Below are 16016 nucleotides of genomic sequence, written 5' to 3'. Positions count from 1 at the left end.
TTCTCGATGCGCGCGGTTCGCCCGTGATGCGCTCGGTTCGCCTCATGCGCTCCGCTCCCTCGGGACACCGCTGCCCACCGACGTCGGTTTTCCGTTCCCCTCTGAGGAGTACCGAGCGCATCGAACCCCATACCCTGACGCCATGACGACGGCCACCGAAGCCCACCGCTCCCCCGGCGAACGGTGGCGCGGTGTGGAGGGTGCACTGCTGCGCCTGCGGCGGCTCGTGCTGCTCTGCGCCCTGCTGCCGCTCGCGTTGCTCGCCGGGCTGCTGCCCGGTCTGCTGGCGGGCGCGGTGTGGTCCCTGTGGGCGCTGCCGCCGCTGGCCGGCGCGGCCTGGGGCTGGGGCGCACTCGCCCGCAACTGGCGCTCCTGGAGATACGCGGAGCGTGCGGACGACCTGCTGATCGCCCACGGCGTGCAGTGGCGGAAGACGACGGTGGTGCCGTACGGGCGGATGCAGCTTGTCGAGGTCACCTCGGGCCCGCTGGAGCGGCGGTACGGGCTGGCCCGGCTCCAGCTGCACACCGCCGCCGCGACGACGGACGCGACGGTTCCCGGCCTGACGCCCGCCGAGGCCGAGCGGCTCCGGGACCGCCTCACTGAACTGGGCGAGGCCCGCTCGGCGGGTCTGTGAGCGGCCGGACGGCGAGCGGAGCGGGACGCATGACGGTAAGGTCCCGGCTCCCGCAGCGCCCGGAGGGCAACCGGCTGCACCCGATCACCCCCTGGCGCCGCGCCTGGGCGCCCATCGCCGGCCTCACCGCGTTCGCCGTGCAGGACTTCGAGCGCACCCGCGGGTGGTTCGAGGAGCTGACGGTGGGCTGGCTGATCCTCGGCTTCGCCGCGGTGATCCCGGCCGCCGCCGCGTACGGCTTCTTCTCCTGGTGGTTCACCAGTTACGTGGTGACGGACACCGAGCTGCGCATCCGCACCGGACTGGTCTTCCGGCGGGTCGCGCACATCCGGCTGGACAGGATCCAGGCGGTCGACGTGAGCCGCCCGCTGCTCGCCCGTATCGCCCAGGTCGCCAAGCTCAAGCTGGACGTCGTCGGCACCGAGGCCAAGGACGAACTCGCCTATCTGGGGGAACGCGAGGCCGTGGCGCTGCGCGCCGAGCTGCTCGCGCGGGCGGGCGGTATGGCGCCCGACGCGGCACCGGAGGTGGGCGAGGCACCGGCCAGGGAGCTGCTGCGGGTGCGTTCTGGCACGCTGATCGTCGGGCTGCTGCTGCTCGGCGGGGTGTGGGCAGCGCTGGCGGCCGTACTGGTCATACCGACGCTGATCTATCTGGCCACCGAAAGCCTGTGGCCCACGCTCGCCGTCGCCCTGCCGCTGCTCGGCGGCGTGTGGGCGAGCAGCATCGGCCGCTTCCTCACCGAGTACGACTGGACGGTGGCCGAATCACCGGACGGCCTGCGCATCGACCACGGCCTGCTGGACCGGGACCACGCGACCGTACCGCCGGGACGCGTGCAGTATGTGCGGATCAGCGAGCCGCTGCTGTGGCGGCGGCGCGGCTGGGTGCGGGTAGAGCTGGAGATCGCGGGCGCGGCGAAGGGCAAGGGCGGCGTGCTGCTGCCGGTCGCCACCCGTGAGGACGCGGCGGGCGTACTGGCGCGGGTGCTGCCCGGGGTCGACCTGGCCGCCGCCGCCGGTGCCGCCACACCGCCGCCGAAGCGGTCCCGCTGGTGCGCCCCGGTGCGCCGGTGCGGCTACGCGCACGGGGTGACCGGCACCGTCTTCGTCACCCGGTACGGACTGCTGCGCCGCCGTACGGAGCTGGTGCCGCACGCGAAGGTGCAGAGCGTCCGCTTCGGGCAGGGGCCGTGGCAGCGGCGGATGCGGCTGGCGAACGTCTCGGTCGACCACGGTGCGAACGGCTGGGCGGAGGCGCGGCTGCGCGACGAGGAGGAGGCACGGGCACTCGTCGCCGCTCAGGCAGAACGCTCCCGCACGGGCCGCCGCGAGGCGGGCCCGGAGCGGTGGCTGACGGGACCGGCTCAGTAGAGCGGAAACTGCGAGGTGTCTATGGTCCACTCGCCGACACTGACGGTCTCACCAAAGGTGAAGGACTCGCGGTGCTGGTATGCGGGCCCGCCGTCTTCCCCAGGGCCGATCTCGGAGAGCACGACGCCGGTGCCGAGGCGCGGATCGACGATGACATAGCACGGGATGCCGATCCTCGGGTAGTCGCGCATCTTGCCCGTGTAGTCGTTCTCCGGGTTGGACTTCGAGACGACCTCCATGGCGACACGGATCTCCTTGGGGTCCACGTAGTCGCCCTGCTCGTCCAAGGAGTCCAAGGGGAGCACCAACAGGTCCGGACGGCGCATCACGCCTGCGGCCGGGTCCTCGATCTCCGCACCGCCATGGGCGACCAGGCTCGGATCGATGTCGTCCAGCTGATGGTTCAGCTGACGGGCCGTGAGGGCCACGATGAACTCGTGACGTTTTGCCGGACTCATCATGATGGTGATCTCTCCCCCTGAGACCTCGACGGCCCACGCCTCGGGCACATGGGACATCTCTTCGGCGATCTCGCGCATCCGCGCGTAGGCCACAGCCATGGCGACACCTCTCTCGGTGGGTCTCGTCCTGATCAGCTTACGGGTGGCGGGCGCCGCACCGCGTCACCCGAACGGGTCGGCTACACCCACCGGGCACACCAGCCAGCTGAAGGCGCCCAGGCCGTGCGGGTCGGTCAGCTCAGCCGCCTCGCCCGCAGTGCGCAGGGCACGGACGTAGCCTGCCGGGTCGGCGGACGCCAGAGCCAGTGGCGGGCGGCCGCCGTGCACACCGAGGGCGTGCAGCACGGCGCGCTGGGTGTGCACGGCGCCGACGCCACCGTCACCGTCACCCGCCGCGGCTGCCGCGCAGGCGTCCAGTGCCACATGTGCGGTCAGATCGCGCTCGCCGTCCGGGACGGGCCGCACCTCGCGTCCGTCGAGGTAGCCGGTGAGGGTGCCGAACGGCGGACGGTCCGCACGCGTGTGCCCGTAGTCGGCGGCGACGGCCAGCCCCGCGTCCAGCGTGTGCACGGCCTCGGCCCAGGCCGTGTCGCGCGGGCTGCCGATCTCCGCCCGCAGCCCCGGCCAGGGAGCGCCTCCCGGGACGGGAGGAGCCCCGTCCCGGCCGCCGAGCGGCCACCAGCGGGCCAGCCAGTCGGCATCCTCGCCGACTACCGGGCCGCCGAGCCGCTCCGTGCCCGTACGGTCCACCTCCACATAGCGCGGAACGCCCACCGCGTCCGTCTCCGCGAGGTCCACCGGCACGTTGTCCAGCCATTCGTTGGCGAAGACCAGCCCCGTCACCGAGCCCGGCGGCGGCAGCTCGCGCCGCCAGCCGATCCGCGGGTCGAGCCCCTCCGGCCGCGATGCCCGCTCGACCGCGACCGGCCGCACCCGGCGGGCGAGGCCCGCCGCCGGGCCCCCGTCCGCACCGTCCGTCTCGGCCAGCGCGTCCAGCACTCCGCGCAACAGCTCCCCTCGCCCCGCGCCGACATCCAGCAGGGTCAGCTCCGCGGGGTGCCCCAGCGCGGCGTCGACCCGGGCCAGCAACCGGGCCACCGCCTCCGCGAAGAGCGGCGAGACGTGCACGGAGGTACGGAAGTGGGCCCCGGGCTCCTCCCGCATGAAGAAGCCGTCCGGGCCGTACAGCGCCCGGTCCATCGCCCTCCGCCAGCCGCAAGGGCACCCGCCCCCGCCGTGCCCGCCGTCTCCATCGCTGTTCAGCTGCCCGCTCACGCCGATACGGTACGGGGACGGCCGCTTCCGGCGGCGCGGCCTCCACCTTGTGGAGTAGGTGAACGTTTTACGGATCGGCCGTCCGGCTGACCCATCCACCCGCTTCCCGTACATACGCTGGGTTACGTGCACCGCATCTATGATTTCATCCGCAGACACCCGACAGGGGTGGACGTCTTCTGGGCCGTCCTGCTGCTGCTGACGTCCGCAGGTTGGATCATCGCGAGCACCCAGGCCGACCTGGAGGGTGCGCCGCAGGGCCCCGTGGCGCAGGCGGCGGCCGTACCCATCTCACTTGCGCTGAGCGCCGTGGTGGCGTGGCGCAGGCGGGCCCCCGAGCGCATGCTGCTGCTCGCCGCGGGCACGGGGTGCGTCCAGCTCGTCGTGGACGTCCCGCAGTTCTTCGGAGACTTCGCCTTCCTGGTGATCATCTTCACCGTGGCCTCCCGGTCGGTGCAGTGGGCGTCCCGGTTCGCCCTGGCCAGCGCCTTCGCCGCGCCCACCATCGCCTCCGTCCGGTGGCCCTCACCGAAGCAGGACACCACCGAGGCCGTGTTCGCCTGCCTGCTGCTCACCGCGGTCTTCCTGCTGGCCTGGGTGCTCGGCGACTCGATGCGCACCCGGCGCGCCTACTACGACCAGCTGGAGGAGCGCGCCGCCCGGCTGGAGAAGGAGCGCGAGGCGCAGGCAAAGGTCGCGGTCGCCGCGGAGCGTGCCCGGATCGCACGCGAGCTGCACGACGTCGTGGCGCACAACGTGTCGGTGATGGTCGTGCAGGCGGACGGCGCCGCGTACGTCCTGGACGCCGCTCCAGGCCAGGCCAGGCAGGCGCTGGAGACCATCTCGGGCACCGGCCGCCAGGCGCTCGCCGAGATGCGCCGCCTGCTGGGGGTGCTGCGGACGGGTGAACCGGCGAAGGACGGCGGCGAGTACGTACCGCAGCCCGGGGTCGAGCAGCTCGCGGACCTCGTCGACCAGGTGCGCGGGGCCGGGCTCACCGTGAGCTTCAAGATCCAGGGAACGCCGCGTCCGCTGCCCAGCAGCGTGGAACTCACGGCCTACCGCATCGTCCAGGAAGCGCTGACCAACACCCGCAAGCACGGCGGTCCGGACGTCGGCGCGAATGTGCGACTCACCTACGGTGACGGCGAGCTCGCCCTCCTCGCCGAGGACGACGGGCGCGGCTCGCAGCGCGATCTCTACGAGGACGGCGGGACGGACGGTCTCGGCCACGGGCTCATCGGTATGCGGGAGCGGGTGGGTATGGTCGGCGGAAATCTGGAGGCGGGGCCCAGGCCGGGCGGCGGCTTCCGCATCAGCGCGGTGCTGCCGCTGAAGGGCGCGCACTGACGCGGCCACGGCCGCACACGCCCCGCACCCACCTCACCGACCCTGTCGCATCAGCCCTCGCTCGCCCCAGGCCCGCACCGCCCCCAAGCCACCAGATCCGCACGCACCAGATCCGCACGCACCAGCCCGCGCCGAGCGGGTACCGAGAGTTAGGGACTTCCGCATGGCCATCCGCGTGATGCTCGTCGACGATCAGGCGCTGCTGCGCACCGGCTTCCGCATGGTGCTCGCGGCGCAGCCGGACATGGAGGTCGTCGCCGAAGCCGGAGACGGCGTGCAGGCCCTGGAGGTGCTGCGCGGCACGAAGGTCGACGTGATCCTCATGGACGTCCGGATGCCGCATCTGGACGGAGTGGAGGCGACCCGCCGCATCTGCGACGGCAGCGGCGGCCACGAGCCGAAGGTGCTGATCCTGACCACCTTCGACCTGGACGAGTACGCCTTCAGCGCGCTCAAGGCCGGTGCCAGCGGCTTCATGCTCAAGGACGTGCCGCCCGACGAGCTGCTGAGCGCCATCCGCGCCGTGCACAGCGGTGACGCGGTGGTCGCGCCGAGCACCACCCGGCGGCTGATCGACCGCTTCTCGAGCGTGCTGCCCGCCACCGTGCCCGAACCGCTCGCCCGGGAACTGGAGCGGCTCACCACCCGGGAGCGGGAGGTGCTGGTCCTCATCGCGCAGGGCCTGTCGAACGGCGAGATAGCGGCCAACCTGACCCTGTCGGAGGCCACGGTCAAGACGCATGTGGGCCGGATACTGACCAAGCTGGGGCTGCGCGACCGCGTGCAGGCGGTGGTCCTCGCGTACGAGACGGGGCTGGTGCGGGCGGGCGGCTAGCGGAGGATGCCCGCCAGGAAATCGCTGCCGAGCCTGGCGGCGACCGTCAGGTCCAGCTGGTGCAGCACGTACCGCCCCCGCCGCCGGGTGGTGACCAGTCCCGCCTTCTTCATCGTCGACAGATGCCGGGAGACCTCCGGCGCGCTCATCCCGACCACCTCCACCAGCTCCACCGTTGAATACGCGCCACGCGCCAGGAAGCGGGCCAGCTCCATCCGCCTCGGGTGCGCCAGCGCCTCCAGCCGCTGCCGCACGATCTGGACGGACGGCGGCCGCGGCAGGTCCGGTTCGTCCACGGGATAGTGCACGACGGGACGCCAGCCCGCCGCGTGCAGCACCAGCAGGTGCGGCCAGCCCATCGTGGTCGGCACGAAGGTGATCCCGGCCCCGACGGCCGGGTCCAGGGCCGTGGCGAGCCCGTCCGTCAGCTTGTCGGCGGAGATGCGGCCCTCGCCCGTCAGGCTCAGCGCGGGCGAGATCGCGGCCAGCGCCTCGGCGAGCCCCTTGTGGCGCAGCAGATCCGCCTTGTGACGCGCGTCGGCGGCCAGCTGTACGCGCAGCCGCTGCCAGGTGTCCGCGAAGAACGCCTGCTCGCAGTCCTCCAGGAGGCGCCGTATCCAGGCCCGTATGGCGGGCGGATCGGTCAGCAGCCGACGGGTGAAGTCCTCCTGCCGCGGACCGCGCGCCGCGGCTGTCTGCAGTGCGCGCTCCCGGCCGGGCGGGTCGATCAACGGGGAAGGACCGCCCGAGTTGTAGGTGGCGGAGCAGCTGAATTCCAGCGCGGACGCGACGAAACGCTCGTCGTCCAGCTGGTCCAGGATGTCCAGCTCCTCGGCCAGCGTCGCACCGGGCTGCCCCTGCCGGTCCGGCACCGCCGCGAACGCCATCAGGATGTCGGAGAAGCCCGGACTCCACAGGAAGTGCGCCTCGTACAGCCGGTCGGCGAGGTCCGGCTTGAGCCCGGCGGCGGTAGCGGCGGTCCAGCCGTGCAGACCGGGATGGTGGCCCGGCGCCGCGAGTGCGTGCAGGGCGTTGCCCAGCTCGGCCAGCGGGGAGGGGCTGAAGACGATCCGCTCGGCAGGCAGGCCGGTGATGTCGATGTCCACGCTCATGACGCCATGATGCATGGCACCCGAACGAGTGACGGCCTCGTTTGACTGCCTCGGTCAATCGGCACGACGGGCCGGACGGGCAGGTTGCACGGTGGTGCTCAGCCCACCCGAGGGCAGCTTCGGATCACCTCGGGCCGCGTCGGTCGCAGCGGTCCGCAGCGGCCGATGTCTGTCCACGCCGGACCAGGAGGACACCATGAGCGTCACCCAGCAGTACGCACTCGACCTCTACCGCTCCACCCAGCACGGCACCACGCCCCCGCCCGCCCCCGGCACCCACGACTGGCGGACCGTACGGGAGCTGCGCGACGCGCACCTGGATTCCCGGCGGCTACGGAGGCGCGGCGGCGACGGGCCGAAGGGCGCGGGACTTCTCGGGCGCCTGGCACGCCGGGTGACGCGCACGCCGCGTGCCCGTCGGCCGGAGGCGGCGTCACCCTCCGGCTCCGGGCAGGCGCAGTGCTGCGCGTGAGACCCGAGGGCGAGGGATCAGATCGCGCGGCGCAGTGCGGAGGCGCCCAGCTCTGAGCTGTCCGCAGCGGGCTTGCCGTCCTGGTGCCCCGGCCGGTCCACGCGCTCGACACGATCCACCCGGTCGACGGCGCCTTCGCCATAGACGTCGTCGTCGGGGCCGGGATCGTCGGGCTCGGCCAGATCGATCACCTTCCCCGCGCCGCCGGGCGGCGAGGGCCTCGCCACCGCGACCGCTGTCCCCGGCCCGGACGTGTCCTCAGCCGGTTCGGCGCTCGCCTCCTTGGGTGACCCGAAGAAGTCGAACTGGCCTTCCGTCTGCTGCGACTGCGGCCGAGGAGCAGGGGTGCGGGGGACGAGCGCGGAAGCCGTCGCGCCCGCCCCGGGCTCCGGCACCGGACGCGACTGCACCCGCGCCTGCTCCGGGTGCTGCTCCGGGTGCTGCTCCGGATGCTGTTCCGGATGCTGTTCCGGCGACTGCGCCCGTGGCGCTTCCTGCTGGGCCAGCCGCAGCTCCCGCTGCCGTGCGGCGCTCCGCTTCAGATGCCGGAGCGCCTCACTCGCCTGCAGATACGTCAGCGGGGTCGGGGCTCCCGAGGCGGCACGGTGGTCCGTCACCTGTGCGGTCAGTGCGGGTGCCGCTGCGCCGGCCTCTATCTCCAGCTGCCGCCGTCCCTCCAGTGCGCTGGCCCGCCCGGTCTCCGCCTTGGCGTACCGCCGCAGCAGCGCCGCGTGCTCACTGCGCAATCCGGCCAGTTCGGCGCGCTTGTCGCCGAGCTTCGCCTCCAGGGCCGCGCGCAGCTCGCGGGCCTCCTCGAGGTCACCCTCCAGATCGGCCTGGCGTTCCTCGGCCCGCCATTCCACGCCCGTCTGCCGCGCCTTCACTTCGGCAAGGCGGCGGCCCGCGCGCCGGTCCCACCTGCGCGCCAGCACCGCCGCCGAGACCCCGGCCAGCGCGGCGGCGGCGGTGAGGCCGCGGAGCAGCACGGTGTCCGGATCTCCCAGGCCGGGATCACCGACCAGCCAGGCGCCACCCGCACAGGCCAGTCCGAAGGCCGCTATGGCCGTCGGTGGCAGGAGCCGGTGCAGAGACGGCGCATGGCGATGGCGTCCTCGTGACATGGCCTGAAATTTACCGGGTTCACCCCGGTCCGCGACACCGTGCGATGTCATCCTTTGCCCTCTCCACGCCACGGACCGTACAGACGCCGTCGCGGGTCCGGTCGGTTCCCGTCAGCCGCCCAGCAGGTCCTTCGACTTCAGATACTCCTCCGCGACATCCTTGGGCTTCTTGCGCTCGGAGTCGACCTGACGGTTCAGATCCATCAGGTCGTCGGTGGTGAGTACGCGGGTGAGCTTGCCGAGCACGGACGCGATGTCCTTGCTCCCCGCGTCCTTCGCGTTCACGACCGGAAGGACGTTGTCGGCGTTCTGCAGCTTCTTGTCGTCCTCCAGCACGACCAGGTCGAAGTCGGGGAGCGTGGCGTCGGTGGTGGTGGTGAGCACCATCTGGTCCTTGCCGTCCTTGACCGCCTGCTTCGACTGGACGGTGCCCACGCCCTTGGGGTCGACAGCGGCGACGTCGATACCGTACGTCTCCTCCAGACCGGGACGGCAGAAGGGGCGTTCCTCACATTCGTCACCGGCGGCGATCCGCACGGAGACGTCTGTGGCGCCGAGGTCGGACAGCGTCTTGAGCTTGTGCTTCTCCGCGAAGTCCTTGGTCACCGCGAAGGCGTTCTGGTCGACGGCTTCACCGGCCTCCAGGACCTTCAGGCCGCGTGGGCCGGCCAGCTTCTTCAATGCGGCGACGGTCTCGTCGACATCGCTGGAGGCGACGGGCTTCTCGGCGGCGGTCTTCGCGCCGTTCACCTTGGTGTTGAGGAATTCGGCGAGCGTGGCCGCGTACTCCGGAACGACGTCGATCTGGCCCTTCTCCAAGGCGGGTGCGTACAGCTCGCGGTTGTTCACCGTCTTGATCGTGGTGTCGTAACCCGCGTCGGAGAGCAGCTTCTCGTACATGTTCGCCAAGAGTTTCGATTCGGTGAATCCGGCCGAACCGATCGTCAGGGAGCCCTTGGCGTCGGCGTCCGCACCGCTGCCTCCTTCCTCCTCCAGGCTGTCGCTCCCGCAGGCGGAGATGCCCGCCGCCAGTACCGCCGTGGTGGCGAGGGCGAGAGTGCCGCGTGCTCCGCGCCGCAGGCGGGAGGAGCTCCTAGGTGCGTTCACAACTTCACCGTCCAAGTGTTCGAATATGAGAAGCACAGCATTACACAAGGGCTGTACGGCCTTCGGACGGCCTTTTGCCCTCTTCCCCGTCGTGCAACGGCGCTCCGGGGCCGGGCCGGGCTGCCTTGCGCTCCGCTCCCGCCCGCCTCCGCACCGGATCGAACAGCCTGCTCGCCACCACCAGCACCGCCTCGACCAGCAGCGCCAGCGCCGCGACCAGCAGCGCACCCGCCACCACCTGCGGCGTGTCGTACGTGTTGAAGCCTGCCGTGATGATCCTCCCGAGTCCTCCCCCGCCGGGCAGCGCTGCAAGCGTCGCCGTAGCGACGACCTGCACCGACGCGGACCGCACACCCGTCATGATCAGCGGGAAGGCCAGCGGCAGCTCGACTCGCACCAGCAGCTGACGCCCGTTCATCCCCATCCCCCGGGCGGCCTCCACCACGTCCCGGTCGGCCTCGCGCAGGCCCACATAGGCGTTGGTCAGCAGCGGCGGGACGGCGAACAGCACCAGCGCGACGATCGTGGGCCAGCTGCCGTACTCGCCCAGCGGGCTGAGCGTGAGCAGCACCAGCACCGCGAAGGTGGGCACGGCCCGGCCCGCATTGGAGATGTTGACGGCGAGAGCGCCGCCCCGGCCGATATGACCGAGCCAGAAGGCGATCGGGAGGGCGATCGCACAGGCCAGCCCGAGACTGACCACCGTCAGGACCAGATGCTCACTGAGCCGCTGCCACGCGCCGCCCTCACCGGACCAGTTGGCACCTGTGATCAGCCATTCCCAGGCCCCCGAGACCATGTCCACCGGCTCAACCCGCCTTTCCCGGCCGCACCCGGGCGGCTCGTGTCCGGTGCCGGGCCCATGGTGTCAGCAGCCGCTGGAGCCCGAGCAGCAGGACGTCCGCCAGTACGGCGAGCAGCACGCAGACCGCCGAGGCGGTGAGCACCTCCGCCTTGAAGAAGCCCTCCATGCCGCTGTAGATCAGATTGCCCAGCCCGCCGTAACCGACGATGGCACCGACCGTGGTCAGCGAGATGGCCGACACCGTGGCGATGCGCACGCCCGCCATCAGGGCAGGCACCATCAGCGGCAGCTCCACGCCCAGCAGCAGCTGGCGCGGCCCGTAACCCATGCCGCGCGCGGCCTCCCTCGCCTCCTCGGGCACCGAGGCGAAGCCCGCCAGTATGTTGCGGACCAGCACGGTCAGGGAGTAGAGGACCAGCCCGGTGACGACGACCGACGCCGAGATGCCGAAGAGAGGCAGCAGCAGCGCGAACATCGCGAGCGAGGGCACGGTGTAGAGCACCGTGGTCAGCGTCAGCACCGGCCCCGCGCCCCAGCGGCGCGCGGCCAGGGCCAGCGGAAACGCGGCGATCAGGCCGAGGAGCACGGACGAGAAGGCGATCCCCACATGCTGCAGCGTCGCGTCGAACAACTCCTCCTGGCGGGAACGTACGTACTCACCGCAGATCCACTCGTTGGCCGCCATGCAGCCTGCCGTGGTCACACTCGCTCACATCCATAGCAGTCAGGGACCTTTTCCGAGCTGCACACGACACAGCTGTCATGATGAAGTGTGATTCGTTTCGAACAGGTCAGCAAGCGCTACCCCGACGGCACTTGGGCAGTGAACGATCTCTCCTTCCAAGTGGCGGAAGGCGAACTGGTCACGCTCGTGGGTCCGTCCGGATGCGGCAAGACGACGACCATGAAAATGGTGAACCGGCTCATCGAGCCCACCGATGGCCGCATCCTGCTGGACGGGGCCGACATCTCCACCGTCGACCCGGTCGAGCTGCGCCGCCGGATCGGCTATGTCATCCAGCAGGTCGGGCTGTTTCCGCACAAGACCGTCCTGGACAACACCGCCACCGTCCCGCACCTGCTGGGCTGGCGGCGCTCGCAGGCCCGCGCGCGGGCAGCGGAGCTGCTCGAACTCGTCGGGCTGGATCCGGGCACGCACGGGGACCGCTACCCCGACCAGCTCTCGGGCGGCCAGCGGCAGCGGGTGGGCGTGGCGCGCGCCCTCGCCGCCGATCCCCCCGTCCTCCTGATGGACGAGCCGTTCGGCGCCGTCGACCCCCTCGTGCGCGAGCACCTGCAGAACGAATTCCTGAAGCTCCAGGAGACCGTGCGCAAGACCGTGCTCTTCGTCACGCACGACATCGAGGAGGCGGTACGCCTCGGCGACCGGATGGCCGTGTACGGGCACGGGCGCATCGAACAGCTCGACGCACCCGCCAAGATCCTCGGCGCCCCGGAAACCCCCTATGTGGCGGACTTCGTGGGCGCGGACCGAGGGCTGAAACGGCTGTCGGTGACGCCCGTACGGCGGAGCGACCTGGAGCAGCCACCGGTCGTCCGCCTAGACGACCTGCGGGAGACCGCCGCGGACCGCATGCGCGCCGAGGGCGCCCGCTGGGCCGTCGTGCTGGACGCCGCGGGCGGGCTGCACGGCTGGGTTTCGGCCGACACGCTGGATCCGTCGGCGCTGGGCTCAGAGGCGGCGTCGCCGGACAAGGACGCGACGGTGCAGCGGTACGCACGGCGGATGGAGGCGTGGCTCGCCGTGGGCTCCTCGCTCAAGCATGCCTTCAGCACCATGCTCCAGCACGACGCGGGGTGGATCGCCGTCCTGGACGGCGACCGCTTCGAAGGCGTCCTCACCCCTGCGGGGCTGCACGAGGCGCTGCGGCGCTCCATCGGCGAGGACGTGAACGTCACCGGCACGGCCGGCCAGGTGCCCACCGAGGCGGCGAAGCCCACCGCCTGACCCCGCTCACCGATCCAGCACGATCCGAACGACAGACCCTGAGGGCTGTCCCGTAGCCCCTGGTGGATCAGCGCGCGGCGTCAGATGCGGTGCTTCGCAAGGCGGAGGGGCGTCCTCATACTGGGCGTGTCCGGGCGTCCCGGCAACGCAGCGAGGTGCCGTAACTGTCGTCCTCCGCCCGCCAGGGATTACGGGACAGCCCTCAGGCGGGCGTCGCCGTCGGGTTGTCGTCGTCCTCGTCCTCCGGAAGCTTGCACACGCGTTCCAGATAGACCGCCGCCGCCAAGACCGCGACACCGGCCGCCACCGACAGCCCGGCGTACAGCGCCTGATCGCCACGGGCTGGCAGATCGATCTCGCTGAGCAGCAGAAAGACCCCTGTGCCGCCGTACATGCCCGACACCAGGGCGGCCACCAGCGCGCTCGCCTGTGCGAAGACCACCGCACGCGCGGCCATCATCGGATCGACGCCCTTCGCGCCCGGCTGCCGCTCCCGCTGCGCCTTGAGCCGGGAACGCAGCGACAGCGCCGTGGCGAGCAGCACCGCGGCGATGGCCGTCAGCACGATGGGCGCCTCGACCGGCACGCTGGGCAGCGAGCCCAGCGCGTCCAGCATCCGGGCGCCGGCCCAGGAGAGGACCCCGGCGATGGCGAAGAGCCCCGCCAGTGTCCTGATTCGCAGTTGTCTCACAGGTCACCAACGTCAGTCGGGCAGGCTCAGTTCCAGGTCGGCACGCGGCGAGACGTCTTCTCTGCCCACCGCGGTCAGCAGGTCGGCCACCGCGCCTCGGCCCGGCACCTCGGCCGCGGGCTCGATGTCGAACCACGGGGCGAGCACGAAAGCCCGCTCGTGCGCACGCGGATGCGGCAGCGTGAGGACCGGATCATCGGAGACGACGTCCTGGTACGCCACGATGTCGACGTCGATGGTGCGCGCGGCCCATTTCTCGTCGCGCACCCGCTCCAGGGCCTCCTCGATCGCCTGCCCGCGCTCCAGCAGCGAGGAGGGCGGCAGTGTCGTCCTGATCAGCACCACCGCGTTGAAGTAGGTGGGCTGGCTGCCCGGCTCGACCCCCCAGGGCACCGTCTCGTACACCGGGGAGACCGCCTTGACCCGCAGGCCGGGAGTGTCCGCCAGCGCGTCGACGGCGCTCTGCATGGTCTCGAGGCGGTTGCCGAGGTTGCTGCCGAGCGCGATCACTGCCCGCTGCGGATTGCTCAGTGTCGTGTCCGCCGCATCGACCTGGTGCACCACGGATGCGGGCACCGGCTGCACGGTCGGGTCGCTGTTCGGTGTCATACGTGGCTCCGCTTGATAGTGATGGTCACGTCGTCGAAGGGGACGGTGACCGGTGCCTCCGGCTTGTGGACGACGACCTCGACCTCACGGACGGCCTCGTGCGCGAGGCAGGCTTCGGCGATCCGCTCGGCGAGCGTCTCGATCAGATCGACGGGCTCACCTTCGACGAGGGCCACGACCTCCTCGGCCACGATGCCGTAGTGGACGGTCTTCGAGAGATCGTCGCTCGCGGCGGCGGGGCGGGTGTCCAGACCCAGGTCGAGGTCGACGATGAACGTCTGTCCCTCTTCACGTTCCCTCGCGAACACGCCGTGATGCCCACGGGCTCTCAGTCCGCGCAGTGCGACGCGGTCCACGCGCATCACTCCCGTCGGTAATCCCGGTCGGTCATCCCGGTTCTTCGGTCTGTCTGTCGGCGGGTCGGCGGACCGTACGGTGCACGCTGACCTGTCGAATCTACCTGCGGGCACTGACAGTCCCTGCCCGCGGGGGTCCGGCCCGTATGCGTCCGCGGCCCGGACACCGACGCGCGATCACGCGGCTCCCGGCCTCTACCCTTCGACACCTGGAGCCACTCCACCATTCCCGGACGAGAGCACCACGCGGCACCGGCACCACATTCCTGCGCCACTGCGCGAATGCGCCGCTGCGCCCTCCGCGGTCACCACTCGGTGCCTCGCCGCACAGGTCCTGCGGCGGGTGGACGCCTGGTGACGCCTGGTACGGCCATCCGACGCCGCACCGACCCTCGCGGGACCTGTGCGGCGAAGCACTAGGCTGGCGACATGACGACCTTGCGTGGCCGGGTGACTGGTCTGCCGGAGCTGGACCGGTGCGCGGTCATGGGCGTGGTGAACGTCACGCCCGACTCCTTCTCCGACGGAGGCCGGTGGTTCGACGTCGAGACCGCCGTCAAGCACGGGCTGGATCTGGTCGCCCAGGGCGCCGATCTCGTCGACGTCGGAGGAGAGTCCACCCGGCCCGGCGCGGCGCGGGTGGACGAGGCGGAGGAGCTGCGCCGGGTGCTGCCGGTCGTGCGCGGCCTGGCGGCGGACGGCGTGCGCGTCAGCGTCGACACCATGCGCGCCGCGGTGGCCGAGCTGGCGGTGGAGGCGGGCGCGGTCCTGGTCAACGACGTGAGCGGCGGCCAGGCGGACCCGGACATGATCCGCGCGGTGGCAGCCGCCGACGTGCCCTTCGTCGTGATGCACTGGCGCGGACAGTCGATCGACATGAACAACCGAGCAGCGTACGGAGAGGTCGTCCCCGAGGTGATCGCGGAGCTGCGGGCAACACTGGATCATGCGGTCTCCGGCGGCATCTCCCCGGAGCGGATCGTCATCGACCCGGGCCTCGGCTTCGCCAAGCGCGCCCAGCACGATCTGGCACTGGTGGCCGCGCTGTCCCGGCTGCGCGGCGAGCTGGGACGTCCGATCCTGGTCGCGGCCTCCCGTAAGCGGTTCCTCGGTGATGTGCTCGCAGGCGAGGGGGCCACCGTCCCGCCCCCGGCCCGGGAGCGGGACGCGGCCACGGCCGCAGTCACCGCACTGGCCGCCCGTGAGGGCGCCTGGGCGGTCCGGGTGCACGAGGTCCGCGCCAGCGCGGACGCGGTACGCGTCGCCCGTGCCGTCGAGGGCGCTGCGTGAGCGGGGCGACCGCGGACGGCGAAGCCGTCGAGGCGGCGAACACCGCGCTCTACGACGCGGTGGAACGCGGCGATCTCGACGCCCTGGCGGAGCTGTGGCTCGACGACGAGATCAGCGTCGTCCATCCCGGCTGGCCGGTCCTCACCGGGCGCGGCGAGGTGATGCGCTCCTACGCGCTGATCATGGCGAACACCGACTACATCCAGTTCTTCCTCACCGATGTGGAGGTCACGGTCCTCGGGGACACCGCGCTCGTCAGCTGCACGGAGAACATCCTCAGCGGCGGCCCGGCTGAGGAGGACGGCTCGGCGGGGCCACTGGTCGGCGGCCTGGTGGTGGCCACCAACGTCTTCCGCAGGGCGGAGGACGGCGGCTGGAAGGTGTGGTCCCACCACGGCTCGCCGGTGCTGGTCGAGGGCGAGGACGAACCGGACGAGGAGGACATCGAAGGCTGAGCCTGCCACCCGGCAGGCTCCAGCCGTCGGGTGGCCGGAGTCACCCTCCGCTCCCGGTCAGCCACTTTCGGAGGCCATTCCCCTCCGAGACGCCCTTG

Annotated in this window: 18 protein-coding genes; 8 read left to right on the top strand and 10 right to left on the bottom strand. The window is 71.6% G+C overall.

Features of this window, described 5'->3' with window-relative positions; translation table 11 throughout:
* The first annotated feature begins 142 nt into the window (after nt 1-142).
* A complete protein-coding gene (locus tag LHJ74_RS08915; RefSeq protein WP_260217293.1) occupies nt 143-637 on the top strand; it encodes a PH domain-containing protein in 495 nt (164 codons plus the stop codon).
* A gap of 29 nt (nt 638-666) precedes the next feature.
* Nucleotides 667-2010, top strand: coding sequence for a PH domain-containing protein (locus LHJ74_RS08910; protein ID WP_260217291.1), 1344 nt, complete (start codon nt 667-669; stop codon nt 2008-2010).
* Here the strand turns inward: LHJ74_RS08910 and LHJ74_RS08905 are convergent.
* Complete coding sequence (locus tag LHJ74_RS08905; RefSeq protein WP_260217289.1) at nt 2004-2570, bottom strand: Uma2 family endonuclease; 567 nt, start codon at nt 2568-2570, stop codon at nt 2004-2006. The genes LHJ74_RS08910 and LHJ74_RS08905 overlap by 7 nt on opposite strands.
* Before the next feature lie 63 nt (nt 2571-2633).
* The gene (locus tag LHJ74_RS08900; RefSeq protein ID WP_260217383.1) at nt 2634-3671 is read right to left on the bottom strand and encodes an SAM-dependent methyltransferase; all 1038 of its coding nucleotides are present in this window, start codon (nt 3669-3671) and stop codon (nt 2634-2636) included.
* A gap of 201 nt (nt 3672-3872) precedes the next feature.
* Between LHJ74_RS08900 and LHJ74_RS08895 the strand changes: the two genes are divergently transcribed.
* Nucleotides 3873-5096, top strand: coding sequence for a sensor histidine kinase (locus LHJ74_RS08895; RefSeq protein ID WP_260217288.1), 1224 nt, complete (start codon nt 3873-3875; stop codon nt 5094-5096).
* A 163-nt stretch (nt 5097-5259) separates the two neighbouring features.
* Nucleotides 5260-5931, top strand: coding sequence for a response regulator (locus LHJ74_RS08890; protein WP_260217287.1), 672 nt, complete (start codon nt 5260-5262; stop codon nt 5929-5931).
* Here LHJ74_RS08890 and LHJ74_RS08885 read toward each other — a convergent pair.
* Entirely contained in the window at nt 5928-7043 is a 1116-nt protein-coding gene (locus LHJ74_RS08885; protein ID WP_260217286.1) for a DUF5937 family protein, read from the bottom strand. The two genes, LHJ74_RS08890 and LHJ74_RS08885, sit on opposite strands and share 4 nt — an antisense overlap.
* A gap of 196 nt (nt 7044-7239) precedes the next feature.
* On the opposite strand from LHJ74_RS08885, the gene LHJ74_RS08880 reads away from it, so the two are divergent.
* A complete protein-coding gene (locus LHJ74_RS08880) occupies nt 7240-7515 on the top strand; it encodes a hypothetical protein (protein ID WP_260217387.1) in 276 nt (91 codons plus the stop codon).
* 17 nt (nt 7516-7532) lie between these two features.
* Here the strand turns inward: LHJ74_RS08880 and LHJ74_RS08875 are convergent, their stop codons facing one another.
* From LHJ74_RS08875 to LHJ74_RS08860, 4 genes are all read right to left on the bottom strand, one after another.
* The gene (locus tag LHJ74_RS08875; protein WP_260217285.1) at nt 7533-8636 is read right to left on the bottom strand and encodes a hypothetical protein; all 1104 of its coding nucleotides are present in this window, start codon (nt 8634-8636) and stop codon (nt 7533-7535) included.
* A gap of 111 nt (nt 8637-8747) precedes the next feature.
* Nucleotides 8748-9716, bottom strand: a complete 969-nt coding sequence (locus LHJ74_RS08870; protein ID WP_260217382.1) for an ABC transporter substrate-binding protein — start codon at nt 9714-9716, stop codon at nt 8748-8750.
* A 67-nt stretch (nt 9717-9783) separates the two neighbouring features.
* Entirely contained in the window at nt 9784-10548 is a 765-nt protein-coding gene (locus tag LHJ74_RS08865; RefSeq protein WP_260217284.1) for an ABC transporter permease, read from the bottom strand.
* Between the two features lie 4 nt (nt 10549-10552).
* A complete protein-coding gene (locus LHJ74_RS08860; protein ID WP_260217283.1) occupies nt 10553-11233 on the bottom strand; it encodes an ABC transporter permease in 681 nt (226 codons plus the stop codon).
* Between the two features lie 87 nt (nt 11234-11320).
* Between LHJ74_RS08860 and LHJ74_RS08855 the strand changes: the two genes are divergently transcribed.
* Nucleotides 11321-12517 (top strand): ABC transporter ATP-binding protein, encoded by a 1197-nt coding sequence (locus LHJ74_RS08855; RefSeq protein ID WP_260217281.1) that lies wholly within the window; start codon nt 11321-11323, stop codon nt 12515-12517.
* Between the two features lie 202 nt (nt 12518-12719).
* Here the strand turns inward: LHJ74_RS08855 and LHJ74_RS08850 are convergent, their stop codons facing one another.
* Genes LHJ74_RS08850 through folB form a run of 3 tightly spaced genes read right to left on the bottom strand, consistent with a single transcriptional unit; the run spans nt 12720 to nt 14173 of the window.
* Nucleotides 12720-13208, bottom strand: coding sequence for a DUF3180 domain-containing protein (locus LHJ74_RS08850; RefSeq protein ID WP_260217280.1), 489 nt, complete (start codon nt 13206-13208; stop codon nt 12720-12722).
* 12 nt (nt 13209-13220) lie between these two features.
* The gene (gene folK / locus LHJ74_RS08845; RefSeq protein ID WP_260217277.1) at nt 13221-13817 is read right to left on the bottom strand and encodes a 2-amino-4-hydroxy-6-hydroxymethyldihydropteridine diphosphokinase; all 597 of its coding nucleotides are present in this window, start codon (nt 13815-13817) and stop codon (nt 13221-13223) included.
* Nucleotides 13814-14173: a dihydroneopterin aldolase gene (gene folB, locus LHJ74_RS08840; RefSeq protein ID WP_375546695.1), complete on the bottom strand. Its 360-nt coding sequence runs from the start codon at nt 14171-14173 to the stop codon at nt 13814-13816. Before folB ends, folK begins: the two co-directional genes overlap by 4 nt.
* A gap of 429 nt (nt 14174-14602) precedes the next feature.
* Between folB and folP the strand changes: the two genes are divergently transcribed.
* Both folP and LHJ74_RS08830 read left to right on the top strand, forming a co-directional pair.
* A complete protein-coding gene (gene folP, locus LHJ74_RS08835) occupies nt 14603-15463 on the top strand; it encodes a dihydropteroate synthase (protein ID WP_260217270.1) in 861 nt (286 codons plus the stop codon).
* Nucleotides 15460-15918 (top strand): nuclear transport factor 2 family protein, encoded by a 459-nt coding sequence (locus tag LHJ74_RS08830; RefSeq protein ID WP_260217268.1) that lies wholly within the window; start codon nt 15460-15462, stop codon nt 15916-15918. The genes folP and LHJ74_RS08830 overlap by 4 nt, the downstream gene beginning before the upstream one ends.
* Nucleotides 15919-16016: the final 98 nt, after the last annotated feature.

This window comes from Streptomyces gossypii (genome assembly GCF_025165795.1).
Taxonomy (GTDB): domain Bacteria; phylum Actinomycetota; class Actinomycetes; order Streptomycetales; family Streptomycetaceae; genus Streptomyces; species Streptomyces gossypii.
This window is presented reverse-complemented; position numbering and strand designations above follow the sequence as displayed.

Bases quoted from the DNA above. Each gene is read 5' to 3' on its own strand.
- LHJ74_RS08915 (WP_260217293.1), top strand. From the start codon at position 143: ATGACGACGGCCACCGAAGCCCACCGCTCCCCCGGCGAACGGTGGCGC.
- LHJ74_RS08910 (WP_260217291.1), top strand. From the start codon at position 667: ATGACGGTAAGGTCCCGGCTCCCGCAGCGCCCGGAGGGCAACCGGCTG.
- LHJ74_RS08905 (WP_260217289.1), bottom strand. From the start codon at position 2,570: ATGGCTGTGGCCTACGCGCGGATGCGCGAGATCGCCGAAGAGATGTCC.
- LHJ74_RS08900 (WP_260217383.1), bottom strand. From the start codon at position 3,671: ATGGACCGGGCGCTGTACGGCCCGGACGGCTTCTTCATGCGGGAGGAG.
- LHJ74_RS08890 (WP_260217287.1), top strand. From the start codon at position 5,260: ATGGCCATCCGCGTGATGCTCGTCGACGATCAGGCGCTGCTGCGCACC.
- LHJ74_RS08885 (WP_260217286.1), bottom strand. From the start codon at position 7,043: ATGAGCGTGGACATCGACATCACCGGCCTGCCTGCCGAGCGGATCGTC.
- LHJ74_RS08880 (WP_260217387.1), top strand. From the start codon at position 7,240: ATGAGCGTCACCCAGCAGTACGCACTCGACCTCTACCGCTCCACCCAG.
- LHJ74_RS08875 (WP_260217285.1), bottom strand. From the start codon at position 8,636: ATGTCACGAGGACGCCATCGCCATGCGCCGTCTCTGCACCGGCTCCTG.
- LHJ74_RS08860 (WP_260217283.1), bottom strand. From the start codon at position 11,233: ATGGCGGCCAACGAGTGGATCTGCGGTGAGTACGTACGTTCCCGCCAG.
- folK (WP_260217277.1), bottom strand. From the start codon at position 13,817: ATGACACCGAACAGCGACCCGACCGTGCAGCCGGTGCCCGCATCCGTG.
- folP (WP_260217270.1), top strand. From the start codon at position 14,603: ATGACGACCTTGCGTGGCCGGGTGACTGGTCTGCCGGAGCTGGACCGG.